This is a genomic window from Halosolutus halophilus, from assembly GCF_022869805.1.
Lineage (GTDB): Archaea > Halobacteriota > Halobacteria > Halobacteriales > Natrialbaceae > Halosolutus > Halosolutus halophilus.
The window spans coordinates 3,957,355-3,982,052 of sequence record NZ_CP094974.1 but is presented as its reverse complement, the minus strand read 5'-3'; the positions used below and the strand labels follow the sequence as shown (position 1 = coordinate 3,982,052).

General features: G+C 68.7%; 27 protein-coding genes and 1 pseudogene. 7 read left to right on the top strand and 21 right to left on the bottom strand.

The genetic code is table 11. The features are described 5' to 3' along the window. Positions 1-8 precede the first annotated feature (8 nt). Positions 9-479 (bottom strand): DUF7994 family protein, encoded by a 471-nt coding sequence (locus tag MUG98_RS19640; RefSeq protein ID WP_265109116.1) that lies wholly within the window; start codon positions 477-479, stop codon positions 9-11. 138 nt (positions 480-617) lie between these two features. Here MUG98_RS19640 and MUG98_RS19635 point away from each other — a divergent pair, with 138 nt between their 5' ends. Then, the gene (locus tag MUG98_RS19635; RefSeq protein ID WP_265109115.1) at positions 618-1,907 is read left to right on the top strand and encodes a TIGR00341 family protein; all 1,290 of its coding nucleotides are present in this window, start codon (positions 618-620) and stop codon (positions 1,905-1,907) included. An 81-nt stretch (positions 1,908-1,988) separates the two neighbouring features. On the opposite strand, the gene MUG98_RS19630 is transcribed toward MUG98_RS19635, so the two are convergent. Both MUG98_RS19630 and MUG98_RS19625 read right to left on the bottom strand, forming a co-directional pair. Further along, positions 1,989-2,306, bottom strand: a complete 318-nt coding sequence (locus MUG98_RS19630; protein ID WP_265109114.1) for a hypothetical protein — start codon at positions 2,304-2,306, stop codon at positions 1,989-1,991. A gap of 42 nt (positions 2,307-2,348) precedes the next feature. After that, positions 2,349-3,332, bottom strand: a complete 984-nt coding sequence (locus MUG98_RS19625; RefSeq protein WP_265109113.1) for an NOG1 family protein — start codon at positions 3,330-3,332, stop codon at positions 2,349-2,351. Positions 3,333-3,471: 139 nt separating this feature from the next. Between MUG98_RS19625 and MUG98_RS19620 the strand changes: the two genes are divergently transcribed. Next, entirely contained in the window at positions 3,472-3,873 is a 402-nt protein-coding gene (locus tag MUG98_RS19620) for a DUF5518 domain-containing protein (RefSeq protein ID WP_265109112.1), read from the top strand. Between the two features lie 202 nt (positions 3,874-4,075). Here MUG98_RS19620 and MUG98_RS19615 read toward each other — a convergent pair whose 3' ends face one another. The 15 genes and pseudogenes from MUG98_RS19615 to MUG98_RS19550 all read right to left on the bottom strand — a co-directional run bounded on the left by MUG98_RS19615 (position 4,076) and on the right by MUG98_RS19550 (position 19,249). Beyond that, positions 4,076-4,210 (bottom strand): hypothetical protein, encoded by a 135-nt coding sequence (locus tag MUG98_RS19615; protein ID WP_265109111.1) that lies wholly within the window; start codon positions 4,208-4,210, stop codon positions 4,076-4,078. Next, positions 4,174-4,521 carry a four-helix bundle copper-binding protein gene (locus MUG98_RS19610; RefSeq protein WP_265109110.1) on the bottom strand — a complete coding sequence of 116 codons (348 nt, stop codon included), beginning with the start codon at positions 4,519-4,521 and terminating at the stop codon, positions 4,174-4,176. The genes MUG98_RS19615 and MUG98_RS19610 overlap by 37 nt, the downstream gene beginning before the upstream one ends. A 125-nt stretch (positions 4,522-4,646) precedes the next feature. Next, positions 4,647-5,783: an AAA family ATPase gene (locus MUG98_RS19605; protein WP_265109109.1), complete on the bottom strand. Its 1,137-nt coding sequence runs from the start codon at positions 5,781-5,783 to the stop codon at positions 4,647-4,649. A gap of 121 nt (positions 5,784-5,904) precedes the next feature. Beyond that, entirely contained in the window at positions 5,905-7,341 is a 1,437-nt protein-coding gene (locus tag MUG98_RS19600) for a hypothetical protein (protein ID WP_265109108.1), read from the bottom strand. Beyond that, entirely contained in the window at positions 7,342-8,733 is a 1,392-nt protein-coding gene (locus MUG98_RS25445; protein WP_345779805.1) for a DUF58 domain-containing protein, read from the bottom strand. A 591-nt stretch (positions 8,734-9,324) separates the two neighbouring features. Further along, positions 9,325-9,837: pseudogene (locus MUG98_RS25590) on the bottom strand (DUF7269 family protein); the annotation flags it as partial. Beyond that, the gene (locus tag MUG98_RS19590; protein WP_265109106.1) at positions 9,834-12,134 is read right to left on the bottom strand and encodes a DUF4129 domain-containing protein; all 2,301 of its coding nucleotides are present in this window, start codon (positions 12,132-12,134) and stop codon (positions 9,834-9,836) included. The pseudogene MUG98_RS25590 and the gene MUG98_RS19590, both read right to left, overlap by 4 nt. 167 nt (positions 12,135-12,301) lie before the next feature. Beyond that, complete coding sequence (gene hisE / locus MUG98_RS19585) at positions 12,302-12,586, bottom strand: phosphoribosyl-ATP diphosphatase (protein WP_265109105.1); 285 nt, start codon at positions 12,584-12,586, stop codon at positions 12,302-12,304. Next, positions 12,587-13,054, bottom strand: a complete 468-nt coding sequence (locus tag MUG98_RS19580; protein WP_265109104.1) for a bifunctional nuclease family protein — start codon at positions 13,052-13,054, stop codon at positions 12,587-12,589. Positions 13,055-13,167: 113 nt separating this feature from the next. Further along, on the bottom strand, positions 13,168-13,791 hold the full coding sequence (pdxT, locus tag MUG98_RS19575; RefSeq protein WP_265109103.1) for a pyridoxal 5'-phosphate synthase glutaminase subunit PdxT: 624 nt from the start codon (positions 13,789-13,791) through the stop codon (positions 13,168-13,170). Positions 13,792-13,864: 73 nt separating this feature from the next. Next, positions 13,865-14,905, bottom strand: coding sequence for an SDR family oxidoreductase (locus MUG98_RS19570; RefSeq protein ID WP_265109102.1), 1,041 nt, complete (start codon positions 14,903-14,905; stop codon positions 13,865-13,867). A gap of 2 nt (positions 14,906-14,907) precedes the next feature. Beyond that, a complete protein-coding gene (locus MUG98_RS19565) occupies positions 14,908-16,392 on the bottom strand; it encodes a vitamin K epoxide reductase family protein (protein ID WP_265109101.1) in 1,485 nt (494 codons plus the stop codon). Further along, positions 16,389-18,320, bottom strand: a complete 1,932-nt coding sequence (locus MUG98_RS19560; RefSeq protein WP_265109100.1) for a glycoside hydrolase family 15 protein — start codon at positions 18,318-18,320, stop codon at positions 16,389-16,391. The genes MUG98_RS19565 and MUG98_RS19560 overlap by 4 nt, the downstream gene beginning before the upstream one ends. 75 nt (positions 18,321-18,395) lie before the next feature. After that, positions 18,396-18,779 carry an SPW repeat domain-containing protein gene (locus MUG98_RS19555; protein WP_265109099.1) on the bottom strand — a complete coding sequence of 128 codons (384 nt, stop codon included), beginning with the start codon at positions 18,777-18,779 and terminating at the stop codon, positions 18,396-18,398. Positions 18,780-18,895: 116 nt separating this feature from the next. Continuing rightward, a complete protein-coding gene (locus MUG98_RS19550; protein WP_265109098.1) occupies positions 18,896-19,249 on the bottom strand; it encodes a four-helix bundle copper-binding protein in 354 nt (117 codons plus the stop codon). 276 nt (positions 19,250-19,525) lie between these two features. On the opposite strand from MUG98_RS19550, the gene MUG98_RS19545 reads away from it, so the two are divergent. Further along, entirely contained in the window at positions 19,526-19,846 is a 321-nt protein-coding gene (locus MUG98_RS19545) for a hypothetical protein (protein WP_265109097.1), read from the top strand. Further along, positions 19,834-20,415, top strand: coding sequence for an ArsR family transcriptional regulator (locus MUG98_RS19540; RefSeq protein WP_265109096.1), 582 nt, complete (start codon positions 19,834-19,836; stop codon positions 20,413-20,415). Before MUG98_RS19545 ends, MUG98_RS19540 begins: the two co-directional genes overlap by 13 nt. A gap of 72 nt (positions 20,416-20,487) precedes the next feature. Here the strand turns inward: MUG98_RS19540 and MUG98_RS19535 are convergent, their stop codons facing one another. Then, positions 20,488-20,649, bottom strand: coding sequence for a preprotein translocase subunit Sec61beta (locus MUG98_RS19535; RefSeq protein WP_265109095.1), 162 nt, complete (start codon positions 20,647-20,649; stop codon positions 20,488-20,490). Positions 20,650-20,779: 130 nt separating this feature from the next. Between MUG98_RS19535 and MUG98_RS19530 the strand changes: the two genes are divergently transcribed. Then, entirely contained in the window at positions 20,780-22,303 is a 1,524-nt protein-coding gene (locus MUG98_RS19530; RefSeq protein WP_265109094.1) for a glutamate-cysteine ligase family protein, read from the top strand. A gap of 36 nt (positions 22,304-22,339) precedes the next feature. Here the strand turns inward: MUG98_RS19530 and MUG98_RS19525 are convergent, their stop codons facing one another. Next, entirely contained in the window at positions 22,340-22,984 is a 645-nt protein-coding gene (locus MUG98_RS19525) for a universal stress protein (RefSeq protein ID WP_265109093.1), read from the bottom strand. 190 nt (positions 22,985-23,174) lie between these two features. On the opposite strand from MUG98_RS19525, the gene MUG98_RS19520 reads away from it, so the two are divergent. After that, entirely contained in the window at positions 23,175-23,444 is a 270-nt protein-coding gene (locus tag MUG98_RS19520; protein ID WP_265109092.1) for a thioredoxin family protein, read from the top strand. A 225-nt stretch (positions 23,445-23,669) separates the two neighbouring features. Beyond that, the gene (locus MUG98_RS19515) at positions 23,670-23,843 is read left to right on the top strand and encodes a DUF7556 family protein (protein WP_265109091.1); all 174 of its coding nucleotides are present in this window, start codon (positions 23,670-23,672) and stop codon (positions 23,841-23,843) included. Between the two features lie 174 nt (positions 23,844-24,017). Here the strand turns inward: MUG98_RS19515 and npdG are convergent, their stop codons facing one another. Further along, positions 24,018-24,686, bottom strand: coding sequence for an NADPH-dependent F420 reductase (npdG, locus tag MUG98_RS19510; protein ID WP_265109090.1), 669 nt, complete (start codon positions 24,684-24,686; stop codon positions 24,018-24,020). Positions 24,687-24,698: the final 12 nt, after the last annotated feature.

The following is a 24,698-nucleotide window of genomic DNA, read 5'->3' as shown; positions in this document are numbered from 1 at the left end:
TCGATCTCCTACAGGCGGGCGCCGACGAGGAAGCCGATCCCGATCGACGCGGCGGCGAACAGGACGAGGGCGACGAGTCGTCGCCGCGAGGGGGATCGATCGAGGTCGACGTGGCGACTGTCACGGGCGGTCCGGACGCCGAGCCACGCGAGCGACGCGCCGCCGACGGTCATGGCGACGGTGACGAACGGTGAACTCGTCGCGCCGGCCCTGACGGCGGTCCAGAGCCCGAACACACCGACGGCGGTCGCGACCGTCACGTGCGACGCGCCGAGCAGGACGTGCCTGGGCACGGTCACCGAACCGATCGTCAACTCGCTCGCGAGGCCGCTGGTGATCGACAGGACTGCCCCGAGGATCAGTCCCGAACAGAGCACGAGGACGATCGGATCGGCGAGGACGGTGAGGTCGAAGGCGGCGAGAAACGCGGAGACGAGGACGAGCAGGAACCCACCGAACCACGGGGCGGTACGGGACATCGTAGATCCGGATTTCACAACTCGGTCAAAGAAACTACCGCCGATTCGCCGAGCGTGATCGCAAGACTGTCCACGGAAGCATCGGGCTGCGTGGGAAAGTACATCAAATTAAAACCCCCGGACACGTCAATCCTCCACGTGCGGCTCGTACAGTTGACGGTTCCGACGGGCAAGCGCCAGACCATCCTCGAGATGCTCGACGATCGGGGGATCGACTACGTCGTCACCGACGAGGAGAGTAGCCGAGACTACACCGCGGTGGTCTACTTCCCGTTGCCGGCGGCGGCCGTCGAACCGATCCTCGACGAGGTTCACGAGGCCGGGATCGACGAGGACGCGTACACGGTCGTCGTCGACGCGGAGACGGTCGTCTCTCGGCGGTTCGCGGAATTGAAAGCGGAGTACGAGGAAAGCGACGTCGATTCCGATCGGATCTCGCGTCAGGAGTTGCAGGCCGAGGCCGACGAGCTAACGCCCACGTTCGAGATCTTCGCGACGATGACGATCATCAGTGCGGTCGTCGCGACGGCGGGGCTGTTGCTCGACTCGCCGGCCGTCGTCGTCGGCTCGATGGTGATCGCGCCGCTGATCGGGCCGGCGCTGGGCGCGAGCGTCGGGTCGGTGATCGACGACGAGGAACTGTTCCGTGAGAGCGTCACCTACCAGGCCGTCGGGATCGTGCTCGCGATCGCGGCGGCGGCGGTATTCGCGTGGACCGTCAAGACGACGAACATCGTCCCACCCGGCCTCGACATCGCCGCCGTCGACGAGATCTCCGAACGGCTCTCGCCGGACTTGCTGTCGCTCGTGATCGCGCTCGGGGCCGGCGTCGCGGGGATCGTGAGCATCGCGACGGGAATCTCCGTCGCGCTCGTCGGCGTCATGATCGCGGCGGCGCTGATTCCGCCCGCCGCCGCGGCGGGAGTCGCCATCGCGTGGGGCCAGCCGTCGGCCGCGATCGGGTCGACGGTGCTCGTGCTCGTCAACGTCCTCTCGGTGAACCTCGCCGGACTCCTGACGCTGTGGTACGTCGGGTACCGGCCGGACAACCTGTTCGCGCTCAGCGAAACCGAATCGCGCGTTCGGAGACGTGTGATCGGACTCGTCGTGATCGTGCTTATCTTCGCGGTCTTTCTCGGGGCGATCACCTACTACTCCTGGGAAGCCGGGAACTTCGAGAAGGACGCCCGTCAGGAGGTCGAACTCACCCTCGAGGAGGAGTACGAGCAGTTCCAGTTGCTCAGCCTCGAGGTCGTGATGAACGACGAGTACCCGTTCCGCGGGCCGGAGCGGGTCGTCGTCACCATCGGCGTCCCGCCGGGCGAATCCGATCCAGACCTGGCGAACGTGATCCACGAGCGAGTCAACCGCCACGCCGACGAGCCAGTCGCCGTCGAGGTCAGGTACGTCCAGGTCGTCGAGCGGTGACCGGCCGGCGATCGCCTCGTCGTCGACGGGTCACGAAACTGCCGGCAACGACGCGAACCGCCCGGATCGTCCCGAGACAGTTTACCGCTCCCGTAGCCGATCGAGCAGCGGAACGCGATTCGAATCGGCGTCGGCGCCGTAGCGAGCGTCGTCGTTGCTCGTGTCGGCGCTGTCGCGTTCGGTGCTCCCGAATCGTCGACGGAGCCACGTTCGCGGCCCGCCGATCCGGTTGATGAGATAGGTCGGGAAGTAGAGCGCGATCGCGCCGAGCGCGAGGAATCCGAGTCCCCCGACGTAGTTCCCCGATCGAAGGAACCCGATGCCGACGACGAACATGGGGCCGGCCATCGGGACGCCCGCCGCTATCTGGAGCATCCAGAAGAGACCGGGCCCCTTCATCGCGATCGTCCCTCCGGTGTCGATCTGTTCGCGATCATCGGCTCATCCCTCGAACGGCAACTCCGGTTCGTAGTCGATCGTCTCGACGGCCGCGTCGAGGACGTCCGCGACGTTCTCGCCGGTCTCGACGCTCATGACGTGGTCGGCGTCGGGATCGTCCGTCCAGCGCCCGCGCCGATCGACCTTGTTCGCCACCGTCAGCACGGGGACGTCCTCGAACTGGGCGACGATCGAATCGCGCAACTCGAGTTGCGATTCGAGCGGGTAGCCACACTCGCCGCTCGGGTCGACCAGTACGAGCATGCAGTCGCCGAGGTGCTCGATGGCGCTGACCGCCTGGGTTTCGATCTCGTTTCGTTCCTCCGGGGGTCGATCGAGTAGGCCGGGGGTGTCGACGATCTGGTAGCGGATGTGGTCGCGTTCGAAGTGGCCGACGCCGATCCCCTTCGTGGTGAAGGGGTAGGAGGCGGTCTCGCCGCGGGCGCTCGTGACGTCGTTGACGAACGAGGACTTGCCGACGTTCGGGTAGCCGGCGACGACGATGGTCGGTTCGTCGGGATCGATGTCCGGCAGGTCCCGCAGGTCGTTCCGGGACTCGTTGATGTACAGCAGTTCGTCGTCGATCTGCTCGACGATATCCGCGAGGCGAGCGAACGCCTGTTTGCGGTGCTTGCGTGCGGTATCCACGTCGGTCTTGCGCAGCCGCGGCTGGTACTCCTCGTGGATCTCTCGGGCCTTCCGGCTGGCCCACATTACTTCCGAGAGGCTCTGGCGGAGCCTGTCGACGTCGACGATCGCGTCGGCCAGTTCGTAGTAGAACGGGTGCACGTCGTCCTCGTATTCGAAGTCCGGCCACGCCGTGACCACGTTCTCTAAGTTGTCCGAGATGATGTTCGCGGCCGTCTGGAGCATCGACTGCTGGGCCTCGAGGCCGCCCTTGGCCCTGCCGGCCCGCGCCGCCCGCGAGAACGCTTTGTCGATCAACTCTTCCGACGTGGGCGTCGTCGGAAGGTCTTCGAAAATCATGTCCAGCACTAGACCGCCCGCCCATAAAAGGCCGTTCGTTACGCGCCGATCGAACCGAGGGTCGCGCTCGCGCGTTCGACGGGGCCGTCCGGAGTATGTCCGCCGGCAGTTTATCTTCGCCGCCCCCGTACGCACGGGTATGACAGACTGGCGTGCCGTCATCATCGGCTTCCTCGTCGTGACGGTGCTCGGAATCGTCGGCCTCGCGCTGCCGGGAATCGGCCAGCTCGGCGCCGGCCTGATTGGCGGGTTCGTCGCCGGCTACCTGGCGGGCGGCGGCCTCGGGAGCGGCTTCTGGCACGGCCTGCTCGCGGGCGCGCTCGGCGGAATCCTCGGCGGGCTGCTCGTCGCTCTCGTCGTGGCGATCGCCGGCTGGGGATTCGGCCCCGCCGGCGGGATCATGGGCGGATTCGCCGGGTTCGGTATCTTCGCGATGGCCGTGATGATCTCGCTGATCATGGCCCTCGAGAGCGCCGTCGCGGGCGCGATCGGCGGCGTGCTCAATCCCGGCACGCCCGATCGGCCCGCTCGCCGGTACTAGCACATCGTCGAGCGGCCGCCGACCGGGCCCGCCGACGGCCCCGTCACTGCGAGTCCTGGAGCGCTCTGAACGCGTCCCGCTCCGCGTCGATCTCTCACTGCGTGCGGACGCCGAGTCGCCGACAGACCGGGACCGGCGGACACCTGCCCTGGAGCGTGTGCTGAAACGGGGACGCAGCGACGACGGCTGACGGCGCGAGGTATCACCGATCGACCGTCGCTCCGAGGCCGAGCGAGAGCAGAATCAGCGCCGACGCGGTCGCTTCGAGCGTTCGTTCGACGTCCCACTCGCGATCACCGTTCAGGCCGAGGCCATTTCCCGGCAGCTCTCGGCACACTCCGGGAGGACCTCCGCGCAGGCCTGACAGTGTTCGTGATCGTGCTGTTCGCACTCCTCGGCACACTCCTCACAGAGGTCCGCACAGAGTTCGCCCAGTTCCTCGTGGTAGCCCGAATTGCGGGCCATGAACCGCGCGTGCAGCGAGGCGACGTCCGCCACGTCCCGGCAGAGCCGGATGCAGCGGGCCATGCCCTCACCCTCGTCCGCACAGGCGTCGGCACACCACTCACACACCTGTGCCGCCTCGAGACAGTTGTCGATACACTTCTGCATCTGGTCGTCCGCGTGCTCGATCTGTTGGATTGCCATCGAGAGTATCGATGGCCGGGAGTGGGATCAATCTGTTACGAGAGACTGCAAGCCCCACCGTCGGGACCTCGCCGCCGGACGTCTCGATCGGAGCTATCGACCCTGCGATCGGGCGTCTCGCTCGATCACCGCGTCGGTGTCGACTCGTCGTCGGGGTCGCTCGGCGTTCGCCGGTCGGATCGATCGCCGTCGCCCGACTCACCCTGGTTCGCATCACCCGTACTCGCCGGGGTCACGTCGGGCGGTCGGGCTCGTGCGGCCGGCTCGTCCGCCGTGTCGTCGCTCGCTCCCGGCGAGACCGCCGGGACGTCGACGACGTTCAGCGCGCGGCGCACGACGTCGCGGCCCTCGACGCCATCGACGGTGGCTTCGGTCGAGAGTACGACTCGGTGTGCCATCGTCGGCCCCGCGAGGCGTTTGACGTCGTCCGGGACCGCGAACGTCCGGCCGTCGATCACGGCCGCCGCCCGGGCGGCCTCGAAGACGCGCTGGACGCCCCGCGGCGAGACGCCGGTTTCGGTGCGGTCGTCCCGGCGGGTCGCCCGCGCGAGATCGATGATGTAGCGACGCAGTTTCCGGTCGACGGTGACGTCCTCTGTCAGTTCCTGCAGGGCGCGGAGTGTCTGTGGCGTCACGATCGGGTCGACGCTGGGTGCGAGCGACCGCCGGTTGGCGCGGCGCTCGAGCAGCCCCATCTCGCCCTCGACGTCGGGATAGCCCAGCGAGGTCTTGACGCTGAAGCGATCGCGCTGGGCTTCCGGGAGTCGGAAGGTCCCCTCCTGCTCGATCGGGTTCTGCGTCGCGATGACGACGAACGGCTGTGGCAGTTCGTAAGTCGTCCCGTCGACGCTAACCTGGCGTTCCTCCATGGCTTCGAGGAGTGCAGCCTGCGTTTTGGGTGGCGCGCGGTTGATCTCGTCGGCCAGCACGACGTTCGCGAACACCGGCCCCTTCGCGAACTCGAACTCGCCGGATTGCTCGTCGTAGATCGTCGAGCCGGTCACGTCCGCGGGGAGCAAGTCGGGCGTGAACTGGATGCGCGTAAACTCCAGTCCCATCGACTCGGCGATAACTCTGGCCGTCACCGTCTTCCCGGTTCCCGGGACGTCCTCCAACAGGACGTGGCCGCGGGCGAGGACGGCGGACAGCATTGCGTGGAGCACGTACCGATCGACGACGGCCGCCTCCTCGATCCGTTCGACGACGGCCCGGACCGCGTCGGCGCCTTCGTCGGCCGTGACGTTCGACGACGTCTCGTCCATACCCGACAGTCACGCTATACGTTTAAGAACTTCCTGTCTGCGATTTATCACTGCCGGGAGTACGCGTTTCGGAGTCCGTCGAGTCGATCGCGGTTTCCGTCGAGTCGAGCCCGAATACAGCTTATCCGCGTAACGGGAGCAAGAGAACGATCGCGCCGAGGGCGACCGCGGCGACGGCAGCGGTTCCGCCGACACCGGCGAAGACGCCGCTCCGGAGCGTCTCGAGGCCGACGGCGAGAAGCGTCGCCGCGACCCCGACGCCGATCGCGAGGACGCCGTGGAACAGTTCGAGCCGTCGCGTCTCGGGGATGTGGCCGAGTTCGCCGGTCACGCCGAGGCCGAACGTCGAGACGTCCCAGACGATGGCCGCGCCGGCGATACAGGCGAACACGAGCGCGGGGTGGCCCCGACCGAGTCCGATCGCGGCGATCACGAGGCCGGCGGCCGCGATCGCCGGCCCGCCGGCGCGGTCGGGGAGGATGCCGAGCCAGACGGCGACCACGCCACAGCCCACGACGACGACGAACGCGATCGGACCGACACCGAGGGTCAGGGCGACGAGTCCCACGACGATCGGCGTGAACAGGTACGGGAGGATCGCGATCGGTGCCACCACTGCGAGGGCGATGCCGACGGTGATCGCGGCACTGCGACGGGTAGTCTCGGTGCTGAACCGACGGGTGAGTCCCCGGAGCAGCACGGCCAGCAGGCCCGCGAGCACGCTGCCCGCTGCGATCGCGACGGACGGCCCGAGCACGTACCACGACGAGAGCGCGGCGAGGGCCGGGCCGACGATCGGCCCGGACAGCGGGAGCGCTGTGAGCCAGCCACCGAGGCCGAGCACGATCAGCGCGACGAGCACGACGGGCCCGCCGAGCAACACGGCCAGCAGGAGCCGACGCAGCGTCCCGAGACGCCGTTCCATTGCGGCCCGGCGATCGCGGCGGGTCAACTGCAGGACCGGGAGCCACCGGAGCGCGAGCAGAACGGCACCCGCCGTCGCTCCGAGGACGAACAGGAACCCGCCTAGCGAGAGCAGGGGAGAACTCTCGCCGATCAGCAGTTCCAGGCTTCGGCGGCCGACGACTCCGACGGCGACGATCGCTCCCAGGGCGAACGCGGCGACCAGCATCGAGGCGTACGTCAGCGCCGCCCCCTCGACGCTTCGTTTCACCCCGTCGTTACCGACGTCCGCCCAGGCGGCGCCGATCCCGAGCAGTGCGAGGGCGAAGCCGCTCACCGCGACCCCCTCTCGCGTCACGAACGGCGCGACGACGAGCAGCAGTATCGTCGCCGAGCCGAACGTCACCAGCAGGGCGTGACCGACGAACAGGTGGCCGAATCCCGCCCGATCCCGCTCGAGGAGGCCGAACCCGGCGACCGTCATGCCGACGACGAGCGCGAGCGTCGTCACCAGCGAGGGCTGGTCGAGCACGACGCCGGCGACGCCGACGAGCGCCACGATCACGAGGGTCGCGAGCCACAGGCTCGCCGCCCGCGGTCGTCCCTCGTCGCCGATCGCCGACGGTCGATCGAGACGGGGCCCCGCGATCGACATCTAGTCTTCACCTCCTGCGCCCGGTCCCCGGACCGGGCCAGTAGTACCGCCGCTACCGCCGCCGGTGGCCCCAGCGGTCAGCCGGCCGGAGAGCTTCGCGGCGGCGGCGAAGGCGTGCTCGATGATCAGCGGTAACGGCGTCCCGCGTCGCCAGTCGAACGTGCGGGCCCCGGCCGTCTGACACCGGGCGAGCCGCGTTCGCCGGCGGATCTGCGCGTGCTGGCCGCTGGCCGTGTTCTCGGGGACGATGTCGGGCGAGAGGACGACGGTGGGCAGGCCCGCACCGCGCCACGTCTCGACGCCGCCGATCGGGACGTCGTCCAGCAGCGGCGAGAACAGCGCGATCTGTGCGTCCGCCGGTGCGAGCTCGATCAGTTTGCGGTGCTGCTCGGCGGCCCGGTTCGCCTCGTAGCGCTCCGGGGCCGTCATCGACTCGCCCGGATTGCGTTCGCGGACCTCGCTCGGCGTCGTCGCGTCGGTCGCCAGCCGGAACAGATCGAGTGCGCGCGATCGCTGTTCGCGGCCGTTGCGCGGCTCGAGCCAGGCGAGCCCGGCGGGGCCGTCCCCCTCGAGCCCGACGATCGCGACCCCGACGTCGTGACCGTGTGCGAGCAGGTCGGTCAGCGCCCGCGTCGCCGCGTAGGCCGCGAGTTCGACGCCGGTGGGCCGACCGCGTCCGGCGACGACGTGGTTCGGACTCCGGGCGTCGACGACGAGGATCACCGAGGCGGCGACCTGCTGTTCGTAGTTGACCGTCGCGAGTTCCCCCCGCTTGGCGTACTGGCGCCAGTTGATCCGGCTGGCGGGATCGTCCGGCTGGTACTCCCGGGAGGAGTGGAAGGCGACGCCCTCGCCGGGCCGATCGGTCGTCAACTGGCCGATACGCTTTCGACCCGTCTCCTCGATCGGCGGTGCGTCGGCGTCGAGCCGACAGCGGAGCGTCTCGTCGCCCGCGGGAGCGGGAGTCGTCGTCGTGACTGCGCTCGCCCCGAGGCCGCGAACCCGGATCCGTGGCGGCTCGAACGCGTACTCGCCGCGCCGAGCGACCACGACGTACTCGACGGCGACGGTTTCGCCCGGTTCGAGCGTCGTCCCCGCACGCGGCGACCCGTCGAGGACGGCGAGATCCCGCGGGACGCCGTCGACGAGCCGGACGTCCGGGATCGTTCGATCGCTCTCGTTCGTCACCGTGAGGGTCACGGTGACCGGTCGTCCGGGCGGCGCGGGCGTCGGGGCCACCGACCGGGTAACGGCACACTCGCCCTCGTCGGGCGGGCGCACGCGCGAGAGCGCGCCGGCGGCCACGTAGGCAAGCGGGATGACAGCCCCCAGCAGCAGTACGCCGTTCCCGTCGGCGAGACCGGCGATCACGAGCGCGATCGTCGCAGCGATGGCGCCGCGCCACCGTCGCTGTCTCCTCGCCGGACTCCTCTCGGGTTGGTCGTCGTCTGTCTCGGCCCGTCCGGACGCTGCCTCGTCCGACGCGTCCGTTCTCGGTAAGTTGCCCGGTCGTCGATCGCGCCGCCGTCGCCGGTCACTCGTCGGACCCCCTCTCCGCGTGGTCGGGTCGGTGGTCGCGTCGCGTTCGGACGCCGTTTCGACCGTCGCGTTCGGCGCGGTTTCGTCGGCTGGTCCGGACGCCGCCCCGTCGGGTGCGTCGGGCGCGTTCGGCTCGGTTCCGTCGCTCGTCCCAGCTACCGATCGTGAGTCGGTCGCCGATCGGTCGGCTCCGGTCTCTCGATCGGGAGTCCGTGGTCGCGGCCCGCGTGCGATCGCGTCCGGGTCGACGGCGCGCTGTAACTCGCCGCCGGCACCGCGTTGTAACTCCTCGAGGCGGGGCTGCAGGACCGGGACGGATCGCGGGGCGGTCTGTCCCGGCACCGTCGGCAGGGCTTCGTCGGCAGCCTCGGCGACGGCAGCCGTCGCCCGCCGGATTCGGCGGCGAACGACGCGCTCCGGGAACAGCCACGCGCGCAGCCGATCGCGAAGCGGGCGCGGCGGCGGGTCCACGTCGGGCGACAGCACGCTCGCGGCGATCCGATCGTCGGTCCAGTTCCCGTCGTCGATCGCCTCCCGGGCGGCCGACCGGGACCGGCCGCCCTGTACGAGCGCGTCGGACAGCGTCTTCCGGAGGACGGGACGCGCGACCGCGAACCCGTCGTCGACGGTGTCGGACTCGCGAGCGGTTCTGCCGGCCTCCTCGACGACCCTCGCGAGGCCGTCGCTCGAGAGCGGCGGCTCTCGATCGGTCCGTTCGGGTGCCGGCGTCGCGAACCGATCGTCGTCGGCCCACGGAACGGCGGGGCCGGTCCCGCTCGCGTCGGGCGTCCCGCGGATCTTCCAGAGTCCGACGGCGATCGCGACGAGTGCGAACAGGATCGTCCCGCCCGTGGCCCCGCCCGACCCCGTCGGCTGGCTCCCGAGCCCGATCGTGATCCCGACCGCGACGAACGCCAGTCCGACGAGGACGACGAGTGCCGTTCGGAGCCGCGTCACGGCCGATCACCGCCCGTTCTCGATGACGAGCGATCGGGGTCCGTCTTCGATTCCGTTCCCGGTCCTCGATCGGAACTCGTTCTCGAGTCCGTCTCCGGCGCTCGATCGGGGTTCGGCTCCTCGTTCGACCCCGATCGATCGTCGGCCCGGCCTCCGTCCGTCGTCGTGGTGTCCCGCGTCAGCGCCTCGACAGCCTCGGCGGCGCGCTCACGGATGCGGTCCGACAGCGGCCGCTCGCCGTACTCGACCTCGCGGAAGAGCGTCGTCAGCTCCCGGACCGGCTCGCGCGGGTAGCCGGCCTCGTAGGCCGCGCGTTCGATCTCGCCTGGGGTGCGCGTCTGCCACTCCCCGGGAGCGACCTGCCGGGCGAAGGCCCGCCACAGCTCCCGGAACGAGGGCTGGGCCTCGTCGCCGGTCGCGTCGACGGCCGACGTCGACACGGCGTCGGCGGACTCAGTTCCGGTCGTCGACGGCTCGTCCTCGCCGGTCGATCGCAACCGGACGACGGCGACGACGGCGACGGCGAGTATCGCGGCCGCGACGAGGACGCCCCGCGCGCCGCCGACGACGTAGCCACCGAAGAGCAGCGGGACGGCCGCGACGACGATGACGAGCGCCCCGGTCGGGTGTTCCCGGAGCCACCCCGCAACCCGGCCGATCGCGGCGATCCCTCGCCTCGAAAGCGATCGGAGCCAGCCGGCCACCCTCGCGCGGAGGGCCGGCACCGATCGCGGGAGCGACGCGACCCACGCGCGCACGGTACCGGCGTCCCCCCGGAGGCGATCGATCAGCGTCTCGAGGTACCCGACCAGCGCGAGCGCGCGAGCGACGACCCACGCGGTGACGCCGCGCGTCGCGTCGCGGACTGCAGGCGGCTCCACCCCGGGGCTCCCGTCGCGAACCGCGACGGCACCGAGTCCGATCGCGGCGGCGGCGCCGAGGGCAGCGAGACCCGCGACCGGGCCGTAGAACGCCTCGACGACGAGGACGACGACCAGTCCGGCGACGAGGCCGGCGACGGCGATCGGACCGCGGACGCCGTGGGTCCGGTACGTCACGGCCCCGATCCCGGCGACGGCGATCGACAGCAGGAGTGCGACGCCGCCGTAGGCTTCGAGCAGGGTCACGGTCGCGGTCTGGTCCGTCGTGCCGACCGTCACCGTCGCCGTCGGATCCCGCGGCAACTCGACGGCCAGCATCCCGTCTGCGCCGGTTCGCCCGCGCTCTTCGCCGTCGATCGTGACGGCGGCGTCCGGAACCGGCTCCCCGTCGATTTCGGCCGCGACGTAGCCGTCGCTCCCCGGAACGGGTGCGAGGCCGCCGGGCAACAGGGCCGCCTCGAGGAGCAGGACGTCGACGGTCGCCGCGCCCGCGAAGTCACCGCGTTCGACCCGGACGTCGATCCGCTCGCTGCCGTCGTCGGGGACGGTGATCGTGGCGGTGCCGTCCGCGGCCGTCTCGGTCACCTGATCCCCGTCGACGGTGACGGTCGCCCCCCGCATCGGTTCGTCCTCGATGACCGCCCGGATCTCGATCGGGTCGCCGGGGTAGGGATCGTCGGCGACGGTGATCTCGACGTCGCCGTCGACCTCGTACTCGACGGTGCTGTTCGACTCGTCGCTCTGGGCGGCGGTCCTCGCCGATCCCGACAGGGCCGTCCCCGAGGTGGTGGTCTCATCAGCCGCGTCCGTCGACGAAACCGCCGCGTCCGGGAACGTGGCCGCCGCGCCCGACGACGAGACCGCCGGCCCGACGGCCCGACAGCTCGGGTCGCCTTCCGCACCGACGTGAACGATCAGTTGCTCGGCGTAGGGAACCTCCCCGGTCACCCGACCCCGCTCGTCCGTCTCGCCGATCGATCGGTCGTTGAACCGGACCGGGACGTCCGCGAGCGGTTGGCCCCGGTAGCTGATCATCGCCGTCACCTCGCGGCCCGGCACCGGGTCCCGATCGAGCGCGACCGTACACGTGTCGGTGACGCGATCGCCGTCCGGATCGATCGTCGTCTCTCCTCCGTCGCCGGGATCGAGGTCGAGCCAGTCGAGCAACTCGGTCCAGTCGAAGGAGATACCCGGGTCGTCGGTGCCGTCGCCCGAACCGGACCCGGGGTCGGGATCGATCTCGGTATCGGGATCGGCGTCGCCCTCCGGTTCCGGGGGTGTCGCGCCGTCGCCGGCGAACCCCGGCGAAAAAAACGCCGCGAGGACGAGTGCGAGCGCGGCGAGCACGACGAACGATACCTGCCGGTAGTCGAACCGATCGCCACTGGATTCGTCGCCCCTGGAATCGGCTGCCACGTGAAGTCACCTCGTCGTTCGAATCGGACCGTCGACCTGTCGTTCGTGCAACGTGTGGGTATCACCCCTCCCTCACCAAGAAACTAACCCGTCGATTGGGGGCCGGGCCGACGACGGCACGGGCGGATCCCTCGCCGTTGCCCCGTCGACGGCGCGGGGCAGTCCGCTCACCGACGAGCCCGAAGCTCCGCTTCGAGGTCTGCGAGATCCATGTCTTTCATCGAGAGCAACACGAGCAGGTGATAGACGATGTCGGCGGCCTCGTAGGCCACTTCCTCGTCGTCGTCGTCTTTCGCCGCGAGGACGAGTTCGGTCGTCTCTTCGCCGAGTTTCTCCAGCACCGCGTTCTCGCCCTTCTCGTGGGTGAACAGCGACGCGGTGTAGGACCCCTCCGGAAGCGTTTCCTTGCGATCCTCGATGACGGCAAACAGCTCCTCGAGTATATCCTCCATCTACATCTCACCGGATACGTTGCGGATGTCTTCCAGTTGCTCGAACTTTTCGCTGTCGTCTCGGCCGTCCTCGAAGACGTCTTCGGTCACTTCGATCGACGCGTTCGTTCGGGCGGCGAGCGCCAGCGAGTCGCTGGGCCGGGCGTCGATGACGGTCTCGCCCCGCGGCGTCTCGACGTGGAGATCGGCGATGTAGGTCCCGCCCTGCCCGTCGTCGCGTTGCTCGATCTCGCTGACGACGACCCGATCGATCCGGCTGCCGAGTTCCTCCATCACGTCGAGCAGGAGGTCGTGGGTCAGCGGGCGACCGATGTCGTCGGCCTCGAGGCCGCGGGCGATGCTGGTCGCCTCGTTGAACCCGATGAAAATCGGCACGACGTCGTTTTCGTCGTCGACGGCGAGGACGACCACTGGGACCGGTCCCTGGGGCGTCCCCGCGACGCGGACCGCATCGATGGATGCCTTCATACCCCCATGGATGCGTGCGAGGATGAAAAACCTGCCCGACAGCGAGTGCATGCACCGCGAGTGTCGGGCCGAGCGGTCCCGACGACGTGACCGATCGCCGTCCGCCGACTGCGTCAGTGTATCTCCTCTCCCGCCGGTACCGACGCGTCGTCGTTCTCGAAGAAGGCGAGCCCGTGAATCCGGCTGTCGGGGGTCAGTTCGGGATGGAAGGCGGTGCCGACGATCGGCCCGTCTCGGACGGCAACCGGCCGATCGTCCCACGTCGCGAGCACCTCGCACTCCCCGACCGCGTCGATCGCCGGGGCCCGGATGAACACCGCCGGGTACGGTTCGTCGTCGGCGAGACCGGAAACGGACAGCGGCACCTCGAAGCTGTCCTTCTGGCGGCCGAAGGCGTTTCGCTCGACGCTCACGTCGAGCAATCCGAGTTCGTCGACCCGATCGTCGCCCGCGTCGGTCGAGGCGACGATCAGCCCGGCACACGTCGCGAGCAGCGGCTTGCCGGCGTCGACGTGCGCGCGGATCTCCGGGGCGATCCCCTCGCTGTGGACGAGTCGGGAGATGGTCGTCGACTCGCCGCCGGGCATCGCGAGCAGGTCGCAGTCGGGGACGATCCCGGACTCGCGGATCTCGCGTACCGTAACCTCGTGGCCGTGCGCCCGTGCCGCCCGCTCGATGGCGTCCGCGTGTTCCGCGACGTCGCCCTGGACGGCGACGACGCCCGCAACCAGTGTCATGCGCTCCGCTATGGACGGGCCGTTCAACTACCTTACGAGGTTTCGCGCGTGACTCGGCCGGGTTCCGTGTAGCTCAATCCGGACCGGACGCCGTGACGCGCCGACCGAGAACCGCGCCGACGACCGCGGCCGCGAGGCCGGCGACCAGGGCGATCGTTCGTCGATGCACGGCCGCCCAGAGCTGCAGGCTTCGATCGCGGGCCCGCTCGTCGAACGGGCCGTGAGCGCCGAAATCCCCCGAGACCGGGTCGCGGAGGTTGTGTTCTCGATCGGGGTCGACGGGCTCGTCGGTCTGCTGGGCGTCGTATCCCCCCTGTGCGAGGTATCGGTCGAGTCGCCGCGGAACGAGTCGGTTGCCGAGGATCGCCTTCAGCGTCGGCCAGCCGACCCACAGTTCGTCCCGTCCGTGATCGACGGTCCAGACGATCGCGCGGGCGGCGACCTCGGGCTGGTAGATCGGCGGTACCGGCTGTGGCTCGCACGGCAATCGACTCTTCGCCCACTCGAACTGCGGGGTGTTCATCGCGGGCATCTGTACCATCGAGAGTTGCACGTCGCAGTCGTCGTGGATGAGTTCCGTCCGCACGGATTCGGTGTACCCCTGGATCGCGTGTTTCGCCCCGCAGTAGGCGGACTGGAGCGGAATGCCGCGGTACGCAAGCGCCGAACCGACCTGGACGATCGTCCCCTCGTCGCGCGGGCGCATCCGATCGAGCGCGGCCTGCGTGCCGTAGACGTATCCCAGGTACGTGACCTCGGTGACGCGACGGTACTCGTCGGCGGTCATCTCCGCGGACGGCGACAACACCGACACCATCGCGTTGTTCACCCAGACGTCGATCGGTCCGAACGTCTCCTCGACGGCTTCGGCCGCGGCCTCGATCGCGTCGGGATCGGCCACGTCGGTCGGGACGGTGATCGCCTCGCCGCCGGCCGCCTCGACGTCTTCGCGCGCGCCTTCGAGGCCGTCCTCGCCCCGCGCGAGCAGGCCGATTTTCGCGCCGCGTTCGGCGAACGCGCGAGCGGTGGCTCGCCCGACGCCGGCCGATGCGCCCGTGACGACGACGACTTCGGATTCGGTGGGTTCGGCTTCGGATACGGTGGATTCGGACATGGTCAGCTACTGAGGGGATTCAGTCGATCGACCGTCTCGACGGTCGCGTAGCGCTCCCAGCCGCCGTAGCGGTCCGCGATCGGGCCGCGCGGAACGCTGAGGACCAGGACGAGCGCGCCGGCGACGGTGGCGTTGATCGCGGCGATCGTCGGGACACCGGCGAGCAGCCACGGAGCGACGATGATCCACCCGGCCAGCGGGACGTTCAGGAACCGGACTGCCCGGGCGGGTTCGCCGGTCGCGATCACGGTGAACGAGACGACCAGCGAGCCGATCAGGTGGCTGCTGTCGGCCATGAGCCCCGTCGTCCCGAAGACGGTCGGCGAGAGCATGAGCCAGACGCCGAGGGCCATCGCGGCCAGCAGCGTCCACGGGATCGAGACGCCCCAGAACGGCTCGCGGATCGGGGAGTCGTCGATCGGCCGCGCCGTCGTCTCGTCGACGCCGGACTCCGCTTCGGGGAACGTCCCGCCCATCCAGAAGGCGGTCCAGAGGCTGTCGCCCTGTCGCATCAGCCGGACGAGGAACTGGCCCATCGCGACGATCTCGTCGACCGTCAGCGAGATCATCCACAGCATGCCGAAGGCCGACAGGAGACAGAGGGTACACCAGGTCCCGACCATGATCGGCTGCATGATGACCAGCAGCACCTGGACGAACCCGAGGGGAATCACGACGACGCCGAAGAAGGCAACCATCCACGGCATCGTGCGCCAGCGTCGCCGATCGCCCATGAATCCCATCAGGGCCTCGATCGAGTAGGCGACCGCGCCGAGGCCGGCGTCGGAAACCGGAAACGCCGCCGACACCTTCGACGTGAGGATCTGCTCGGTGCCCGTGCCGTACAGCGGATCCCACGCGCTACTGATGTACTCCAGCTGGAATGCGGCCATGTACCACGAGGCGAAGAAGCCGAAGATCCCGAGCGCGATCAGCGGGGCGCGCTGTGCGCCCGTCGAGGGGTTGTACGACCAGCCCGGGGGAACGGTCGGGCCGTCCATCTCCGAGCGCATCACGATGATGATCGAGAACGTCATCACCATGATGCCGACGAGGGTGTTGTTGGCGTACGCCGCGGCCGTCGGCGCCCAGAACACGATCGGCGAGAACACCAGCCAGAGGCCGACGAAGCCGTTGGCGTAGTTTGCGTAGCCGCTCTCCCGGTAGATCGTGAGGCCGGCCAGCGCAATGAGGACGACTCCGCTCACGATGCCGTTCCACCGCATCAGCGCGCTCTCGTACCCCAGCGTCGGCGTGCTCGCCAGGAGCCAGAACCCGAGCGAGATGATGGCGTACTGGGGCCAGATCTCCTCCGTCGGGTGGGCGAGCATCATGTCGCCCGGCCGCATCGAGCCGTCGTCCTCGCCGTTCCGATCGCCGCTCTCGTCGCCGTTTCCACCGTCGTCGGTCCGCGAGTCCCGTATTCGTCCGTCGGTCGTCACGGCGGTCGATTCGTCGTTCGAGTCGTGGTGTCTCTCGTCGCTCATTGGCCTGGTGTCTCTCGTTCGGTGTCGTTCGACTGGCGGACGATTTCCCCGCCGGACGCGGCAGCGTCGAGCGACTCGTCGAGGCCGAGCGGGGCCGGTGACGCCTCGCTCGAACCGGCCGCGTTTCCGAGGTAGAGCGCGCCGTTGAGGAGCCCGATGTGACTGTACGCCTGGGGGAAATTGCCCCGCTGTTCGCCGGTGTCAGGATCGATCGCCTCGGCGAGCAGGCCGAGGGAACTGGCGTATTCGAGGAGCCGTTCGAACCGCTCGGTCGCGTCGGCGGTCCGTCCCGATAACGCGAGCGCGGTGACGAGCCAGAACGAACAGACGGCGAACGGACTCGCCTCGCCGGGGAGCCCGTCGTCGCCCTCGTAGCGCCGCACGAGGCCGTCGTCGGTCGTCAGTCGGTCGATCGTCGCGTCGATCGTCCCCTGGACGCGATCGTCGTCGGGAGGGAGGAAGCCGACGACCGGAACGAGCAGATTCGCCGCGTCGAGCGTCTCCTCGTCGCCGAACGCCCGGACGAAACTGTTCGCACGCTCGCTGTATCCGCGCTCGAGGACCGCGTCCCGGACGTTCCGACGACACGCCCGCCAGCGATCGACCGGGGCCGACACGTCGTCGCCGGCGGCCTCGGCGAGTTTGATCCCGCGGTCGAGCGCCGTCCAGCACAGCACCTTCGAGTAGACGAACTGCTCGTAGTCGGACCGAACCTCCCAGATGCCGGCGTCGGGCTCGTCCCACCCCTCACAGACGTAGTCGATCAGATCGCACATCACCGCCCAGTCGTCGGTCGTCACGGGTTCGCCGTAGCGGACGCTCTCGTAGATCGCGAGGATCAACTCGCCGTAGACGTCGAGCTGGTGCTGGTTCTTCGCCGCGTTCCCGACGCGCACGGGGGCCGAACCGCCGTGTCCGCTGAGGTGATCGAGGGTCCGCTCCTCGGGGACGTCTTCGCCGTGGAGGCCGTAGACCGGCGGAACCGCCCCGGGATCGTGCTTGCGACAGTGATCGAGACAGAGTTCGAAGTACGATCGCGCCTCCGCCAGGTGGCCCAGTTCGGACAGCGCCCTGACCGTAAAGGCCGCGTCGCGGATCCAGTTGAATCGGTAGTCCCAGTTGCGGACGCCGCCGAGGTCCTCCGGCAGCGAGGTCGTCGGGGCCGCACACACCGCGCCCGTCTCGCGGTGGATGAGGAGTTTGAGAACGAGCGACGATCGAACCGCGAGATCGTGCCACGGCCCGCCGACGGGACAGTTCTCCCCGTCGCAATCGTGAATCCATTCTCGCCAGTAGTCGACGGTGTCCCGGAGCGTCTCCCGGTGGCACGACGGCTCGAGTGGAATCGCCGCGTCGTACCCCAGGACGAGCCAGCGCGTCTCGCCGGCCTCGATCGTCACCGTCGCGCTCGCCCCGTGCCCGTCGGCCGACGGATCGAGCGGGACGTCGCTCGAGAGGACGGCCCGTTCGTCGTCGCCGATCGCGACGACGCCGTCGCCCGTCGCGCCGTCGGTCGCCGGGTCGACCGCGGGTACGTCCCGCGCGTAGTCGAATCGCGGCTCGAACTGGACCTCGAACTCGAGCGGCCCGTCGTCACAGTCCAGTTTCCGGTAGACTGCGGGCGGATCGTCCGCCCCGGTCGCTTCGGCGACGGGCACGAAGTCGGTCACCGTCGCGGTGCCGCCTGCGGTCTGGAACGTCGTCTCGAGGACGTTGGTCCGATCGCGGTACCGCTGGACGGACTCGAACGACTGCGTCGGTCGAACGGCGAACCGCCCGCCGCGATCGGCGTCCAGCAGCGCGGCGAAGACGCTGGGCGATTCGACGTGCGGGAACGGACACCAGTCGATCGAGCCGTTACGGCCGACGAGAGCGACGGTGTTTCCGTCACCGATAGCACCGTAGTCCTCGAGTCGTTGGTATTCCATGGTCACTTGCGATCTCGGATCGGTTCGCGCACGGATCGGTCTCCGATCGCCAGACGATTCGTCCATATCGGTCCATCACGGTCTCTTTTTGGCAGTCATACGAAGGGACGACTCGGTGCCGGCGAGGGTCGCGACGTACGCGTTGTAGCCGGCGAAGCTCGCGACGACGGTCCCCGCGACGACGTCGTTCCACAGCGCCACTCCCTCGAAGCCGAGCGCGAACGGCGCGACGACGAGCCAGAGCCCCAGGATCGCGACGAGTCCCGATCCGATCGCACTCGCGGGGCGCCGTCTGGTCGCTCTGGCGTAGTTGGTGCCGGCCACGAGGACGATCACGGCGCCGACGATCGCGTCGTTCCACCGACCGATCGCTGGCGCGTCGAAGACGATCGGAGCGACGAGCAGCCAACAGCCGATGGCGCCGTTGCCGACGGCGGTCCATCTCGTGGTCGCGTCCATGGTCTCGAGTTCGCATGTGCGGCGATCGTAGCTCGCGTTCGAGTCGGTCGTGGCTCGCGTTCGATCCGATCGTGAGCGAGTGGCGATCGGAACGACGAATCGCGACCGTAGCGGTCTCAGGCCGACGCCATGTTCCGGCAGGTCTCTGCACACTCCCGGAGGACGTCCGCACAGACCTGACAGTGCTCGTGATCGTGTTGCTCGCACTCGTCGGCGCACTCGTCGCAGGCGTCGGCGGTGATCGCGGCGAGATCGGAGCTGTAGCCGGAGTTTCGGGCCATGAACCGTGCGTGCATCTCCGCCAGGTCGGCGACGTCCCGGCAGAGCCGGAGACACTCGGCCATCTCCTCGCCGTCGTCGGCACTCTCGTCGGCACACCACTCGCAGGCCTGCACGCACTCGAAACAGCTGTCGATACACTCCTGCATCTCCTCGTTCTCGCTCACGTGGTCGATCTGGGTCAGTGCCATTGCGGTCGATCGGAGGACCGCGATCCGTTTTGTTAGCCGCTTCCCACGACGCGCCGACCGAACGGTGAGGGACAAAATCCGCGACGGGCGCGGCGGTGTGACCGATCGGTGAGGACGGGGTTACGACGAATTACCGCCGGCTGGCGCGTCGGGTTCGCCGGCGAGCGATCGGACTCGACACGGTCGGATAGCCCGTCGTCGGTCCGATTCCCGCGTCGTCGCACCACTGAAATCACAGGCCGCAGGTTAACGGCTCCCGGAACTGTAGCCCGCGCTATGACCCACTCCGTCGTCCACCTCCTCGGGGTCCCCTTCGCGATCGTTGCCGGTACCGGGGCCGGGGTGTTCGCGCTCCTGTCCTGGGGCATCTTCCGGAACTCCCCCTTCGGGACGGCGATCGCCCTCCTCTCGCTCGGGATGGTCGCCCTGACGATCTACCACACGATGCTGCTCGTCGCGGGTCCGGAATCGCTGGCCCTTCACGTGCTCCGGAGCGCGGTGAACACGGTCATCGCGATCTTCCTCGGGTTGCTGATACTCCGGCACCGCCAACTCCGCCGGACTCGATCGGGAGGTGAGGCCTCGTGGACGGACTGACCCCCTTCGCCTGGTACAATCTGGCGATCGGAATCGTCGTCTCCCTCGAACTCCTGTACTTCCTCTCGCTCGAGGCGTCGACGACGGCGTACCGGCGGTTCGTGCTCGTTACCGTCGCCGGACTGGTCCTGGCCGTGATCGGCGGGCCGGTGGCCGAACTGGTCGCGCCGTCGCTGGTCCACTGGATCCACGGGATCGCCGCGCTGCTGGTCGTCCTGGGCCTCTACGATCCCGTGGCGAACGACGTGCGGACGACGGCGTGGAACCGAGCGCTCCTGAGCGAGCCGTCCCGCATCCGCCGGCCGGCCGAGTGGATGACGCCGATGGACGACGAGATCCTCGGCGCGTTCCACGGCACGGACCTCGTCCTGGCGCCGTCGATCGTGGCCTTCAACACCGGGTTCAGCCGAAAAGAGGTGAACCGTCGCCTGATCGAACTGGAGACACACGGGCTCGTCGAGAAGGTCGAACGGGGGAAGTATCGGCTGACGCGACGCGGCGAGCGATACCTTCGCGGACAGTCCCACGCCGCTCCGGCGACGGCGGACGAACCCGGCGTTCGGGGGTAGTCGGTCCACGCGAGACGGCCGGCGCTCGTCGTGCTCGGTGCGCGATTGGCGAGAAGGTGGGTGATGCCGACGTTACGAGACGAACGTCAGCAACTGGACCAGTACGCCCAGCATGACGCCGAACGCGATGACCGTCTTCGGATCGATACGGATGGCGTTCGAGTCCTCGGAGTCGAAGTACCGGACGAGTCCGGCACTGGACATCAGCCCACCGCTGTTCTGTCCTCTGTCCATACGCGTTCGTATGGCTCCCCGGAACTAAGTCTTTCGTTGCTCCCCGGTCCGATCGGGGCGGACCCGTCGCAACCGGCCCGCGATCGCCGTATCGTTCATTATCGAGTCCGTCGACAGTTACGAGCGAGGTATGATCGACTCGGCACTGGTCGACGACGTCAGGGAGATCATCGCGACGGACCCGGCGGGGTTCGGCGAGCGCGTCGACGCCGAAGCCCGGCGGCTCGAGGCCGACGTTCGCGAGGGGATTTTCGACAACCCGCAGGCGATCGTCGGCCTCGAGTACGAGTTATACGGCGTCGATCGCGAGACGGCCGCACTGCGTCGGGTCCCGCGCTGGTTACTGCGATTCATCGGGTTCGGCAAGGAGATGGGACTGCACAACGCGGAGATGAACACCAGCCCGCAGCCGCTGAACGCGTACGGGCTGGCCGCCCAGCACCGGGAGGTACAGGCGCGGCTCGCGGCCGCGCGGGAGCGGACGCGAACCGAGGGGATCGACCTCGTCAGCGACGGCATGTGGACGACCCCGCCGACGGGCGAGTCCGCGCGTCGCTATCTCACCGACACCGTCGATCGCGAGGGGATCACGGTCTCGACGAACGTGAGCGACGACGTTCGCTATCAGGCGATGTCGAACGCGCCGTATCCCGCCGGGATGGAACTCGACGCGCCCCACGTCGACCTGTCGGCGGAGACCGTCGGCCTCGAGTCGCTGATCACGTCGATCCAGCCCCACTATCAGGTCCCGCACGCGCCGGATCTCCCGGAGTACTTCCGGTACGCGATCCGGGTGGCGGGGCCGCTGCTCGCGCTCGGGGTGAACTCGCCGTTCTTCCCGCCCGAACTCTACGCGGACGACGCCGATCCCGACGCGGTGCTCGCCGACGGCCGGATGGAACACCGGATCGGCGTCTTCGAGAGCGTGATGAACCCGCCCGACGACGCGGACGTCCCGCCCAAGGTCCGCTTCCCCCGGGACGTCGAGAGCGTCGCGGAGTGTATCGATCGCATCGCGGCGGATCCCCCGATCGTCCCGGACGAACTCGCGGATCGCGGCCGGTTCGACGATCGGTACCGGCACCTCCAGTACAAACACGGGAGTTACTGGCGGTGGGTCCGGCCGGTCTTCGACGCGCCGACGAAGGCCGCGGCGAACGCGCGGATCGAGTTCCGGCCGCTTCCGGCCCAGCCGACCGTCCGCGACAGCGTCGCCTTCCTCGCGGCGTTCGCCGGGCTCATGGAGAGCCTCCCCCGGCGCGACCACCCGGTCGGAACCCTCTCGTGGGAGCGGGCGCGCGAGAACTTCTACGCCGCCGTTCGCGACGGCCTCGACGCGGAGCTAACGTGGATCGACAGCAACGGCGAACCGACGACCGATCGGAGCCGACTCTACGATGAACTCCTCGCGGCGGTGCGGGACGGCCTCGAGACCCGGGGACTCGACGAGGCGACGATCGATCGCTATCTCGAGCCCCTGTCGGCGCGGTTGGAGCACGGCACGACCCCCGCCGCGTGGAAGCGTCGCCGCGTGGCGGACCGACTCGCGGACGGCGCGTCGCTCGCGGACGCCATCGCCGGCACGCAACGGCGCTACGTCGACCACCAGCGCGAGACGCTCCTCGAGGGGTCGTTCGCCGACTGGCTCGCCTGAGGCGACGCGTCGACGGCGCCGGCCCCCGACGTCGCGTTACGACTCGGTGACGTCGGCGATCCGCGTCGTCCCCGTGGCCCGCGAGATGTGGACGTTGAACGCCCGGTCGTCGGTCTCCGCGTGAACGATCCAGTAACCGCCCATCTCGTGTGGCTCGTCGTCGATTTCGAGGGCGGCGGCGTCGATCCCTTCGGCCTCCTCGAGCGCCGTCCGGGCGGTGTCGATCGCCGCGTCGGCGTTCCCGACGGGTTGCTCGTCTTCCTCGGCTCGCGTGACCAGGACGGAACAGTCCGCGTTGCGCACCACGTGCTCGGTCACGCTCCCGAGCAGGAGTCGATCGATTCCCTTGCGGCCGTGGGTTCCCATCACGATGACGTCGATACCGTTGACGTCGGCGTACGTGAGGATCCGTTCGCGAGGATCGCCCTCCTCGACGGTCGTGACGACCTCGAGATCGTCGGGGGCGCGTTCGGCGACGCCCTCCGTCAGCGCGCGGCCGTGTTCGCGCATCGACTCGGAGACCTGGCTCTCGGAGAGACTCCAGGGCGTCTTCTCGTCGACGTCGACGGCGAACAGGACGTGAAGCGTCGCGTCGAACCGGTCAGCGATCTCGATCGCCTGTTCGACCGCTCGCGATGCGGGTTCGCTCCCGTCGGTGGGCACCAGAACGTGCTGATACATAGTCGGTGGTTCGACTGGCAAATATAAATTCGTGGGGCAAATGACCGGCCACCGAGAACGGACGGTCCGGATCGCTGGCCGGCGATCCCTGACCTGACGAACGGGTGACAGTACCGCGGCCCGCTGTTGTGCCACCCTCGTACGACTGGGAAACCCTTATGCGCGCTGCGTTGGAACTAGCGATGAACCGATGACTGTCACACTCAAGGACTTCTACGCGGACTGGTGTGGCCCCTGCAAGACCCAGGACCCGATCCTCGAGGAACTCGAGGACGACTGGGAGGGCCGATTCGAAGTCGAGAAAATCAACGTCGACGAACAGCAGGACGTGGCAAACGAGTACCAGGTACGCTCGCTCCCGACCCTCATCATCGAGAACGACGACGGGATCGTCGAGCGATTCGTCGGTGTCACGCAGCGCAACGATATCGAAGACGCGCTCGAGTCGGCTGGCGCGTAAGGAACGGACGATTCGTGCCGCTCGTTTTGTAGTCGACGTCACTCCGCAGTCACCCGTCGCGATCGAGCGGCGGCCGTCGCGTCCGTACGTTGCACACAATACGCGTCCAGTCGAATATCGAGTTCTATCGATTCCTATAGTAATGCGGCCTATTTCCTTGCACTTTCAACCAGTAATTGCGGACATTCCAGAACATTCATGGTGTGTCACTTCGTCCCCTCGAGTATGAAGCCCGACCTGGAGTCGTTCGGGGAGGAACTGGAGGACGTTCCAGAAATCGTCGCTTCGATCGACGAGATCGACGGCCGCCAGCACGTCGTCATCGCCGACATTACGCGAGACGACGTCTGGATGACGATGCCGGAGGCGGAGGCGCTCTCGACCGACGAGTGGCGGTAACGCCACGTCCTGCCCGCGCCGGTTCGGTCTGTCGCGGTCGCGGGCCGTTCCGATCCGACCGTCGTTCGGGTCCGACGCGATCGATCGTTCCGCTCACGGATTCCAGCAGCGTCGACCGACGGGTCGGGGCGTATCAGCCGGTAGTGAGCGACGCGTCGGTGCCGGGGTCGATCGCTAAACCCACTTCACGCCGACGTCGTGCATGTCCTCGTTGTACTTCGCGATGTTGATGACCAGCGGCGTGACGCTCTCGACCTCGGCGGCGTTGGCCAGCGGGCCGACGTCCAGGGCGCGCAGGCCCTCGATCTCGTTCGCGAGGGCCAGCACGGACTCCTTCGCGTCCTCGTCGTCCGCGACGACGAGCGTGTCGAGGTCGAGGTCGTTGTCGAGGTCCGACAGCGCGTCGGCCGCGAGGTTGTGGAAGGCGCCGACGACCGGTACTGCGTCGGGCGCGCGCTGAGCGACGAGTTCGGTGACGCTCCCGGCCCCGGGTGGATGGTAGTGGAGGCCGTCCTCGTCGCCCTGCATCCCGACGGCGGGCGTGACGAGGATCGTGTCCTCGTCGAGGCTGTCCGCGACGGCCTCGACCGTGTCGCCGGCGTAGTACGGCGGCACCGAGAGAACGACGACGTCCGCACGGTCCGCGGCCATCTCGTTCGCGAACCCCTTGACGGTCGATTCGGCACCTCGGTCCGCGAGTTCATCTTCGTACGCCGCGACCGCGTCGCGGGCCTTCTCGGGATCGCGCGAACCGATGAGGATCTCGTGGTCCGTATCGCGTGCAAAGCGCAGCGCGAGTCCTTCGCCGATGTCGCCGGTTCCGCCGAGTAGTGCGATTCGCATACGCCTGTCTCG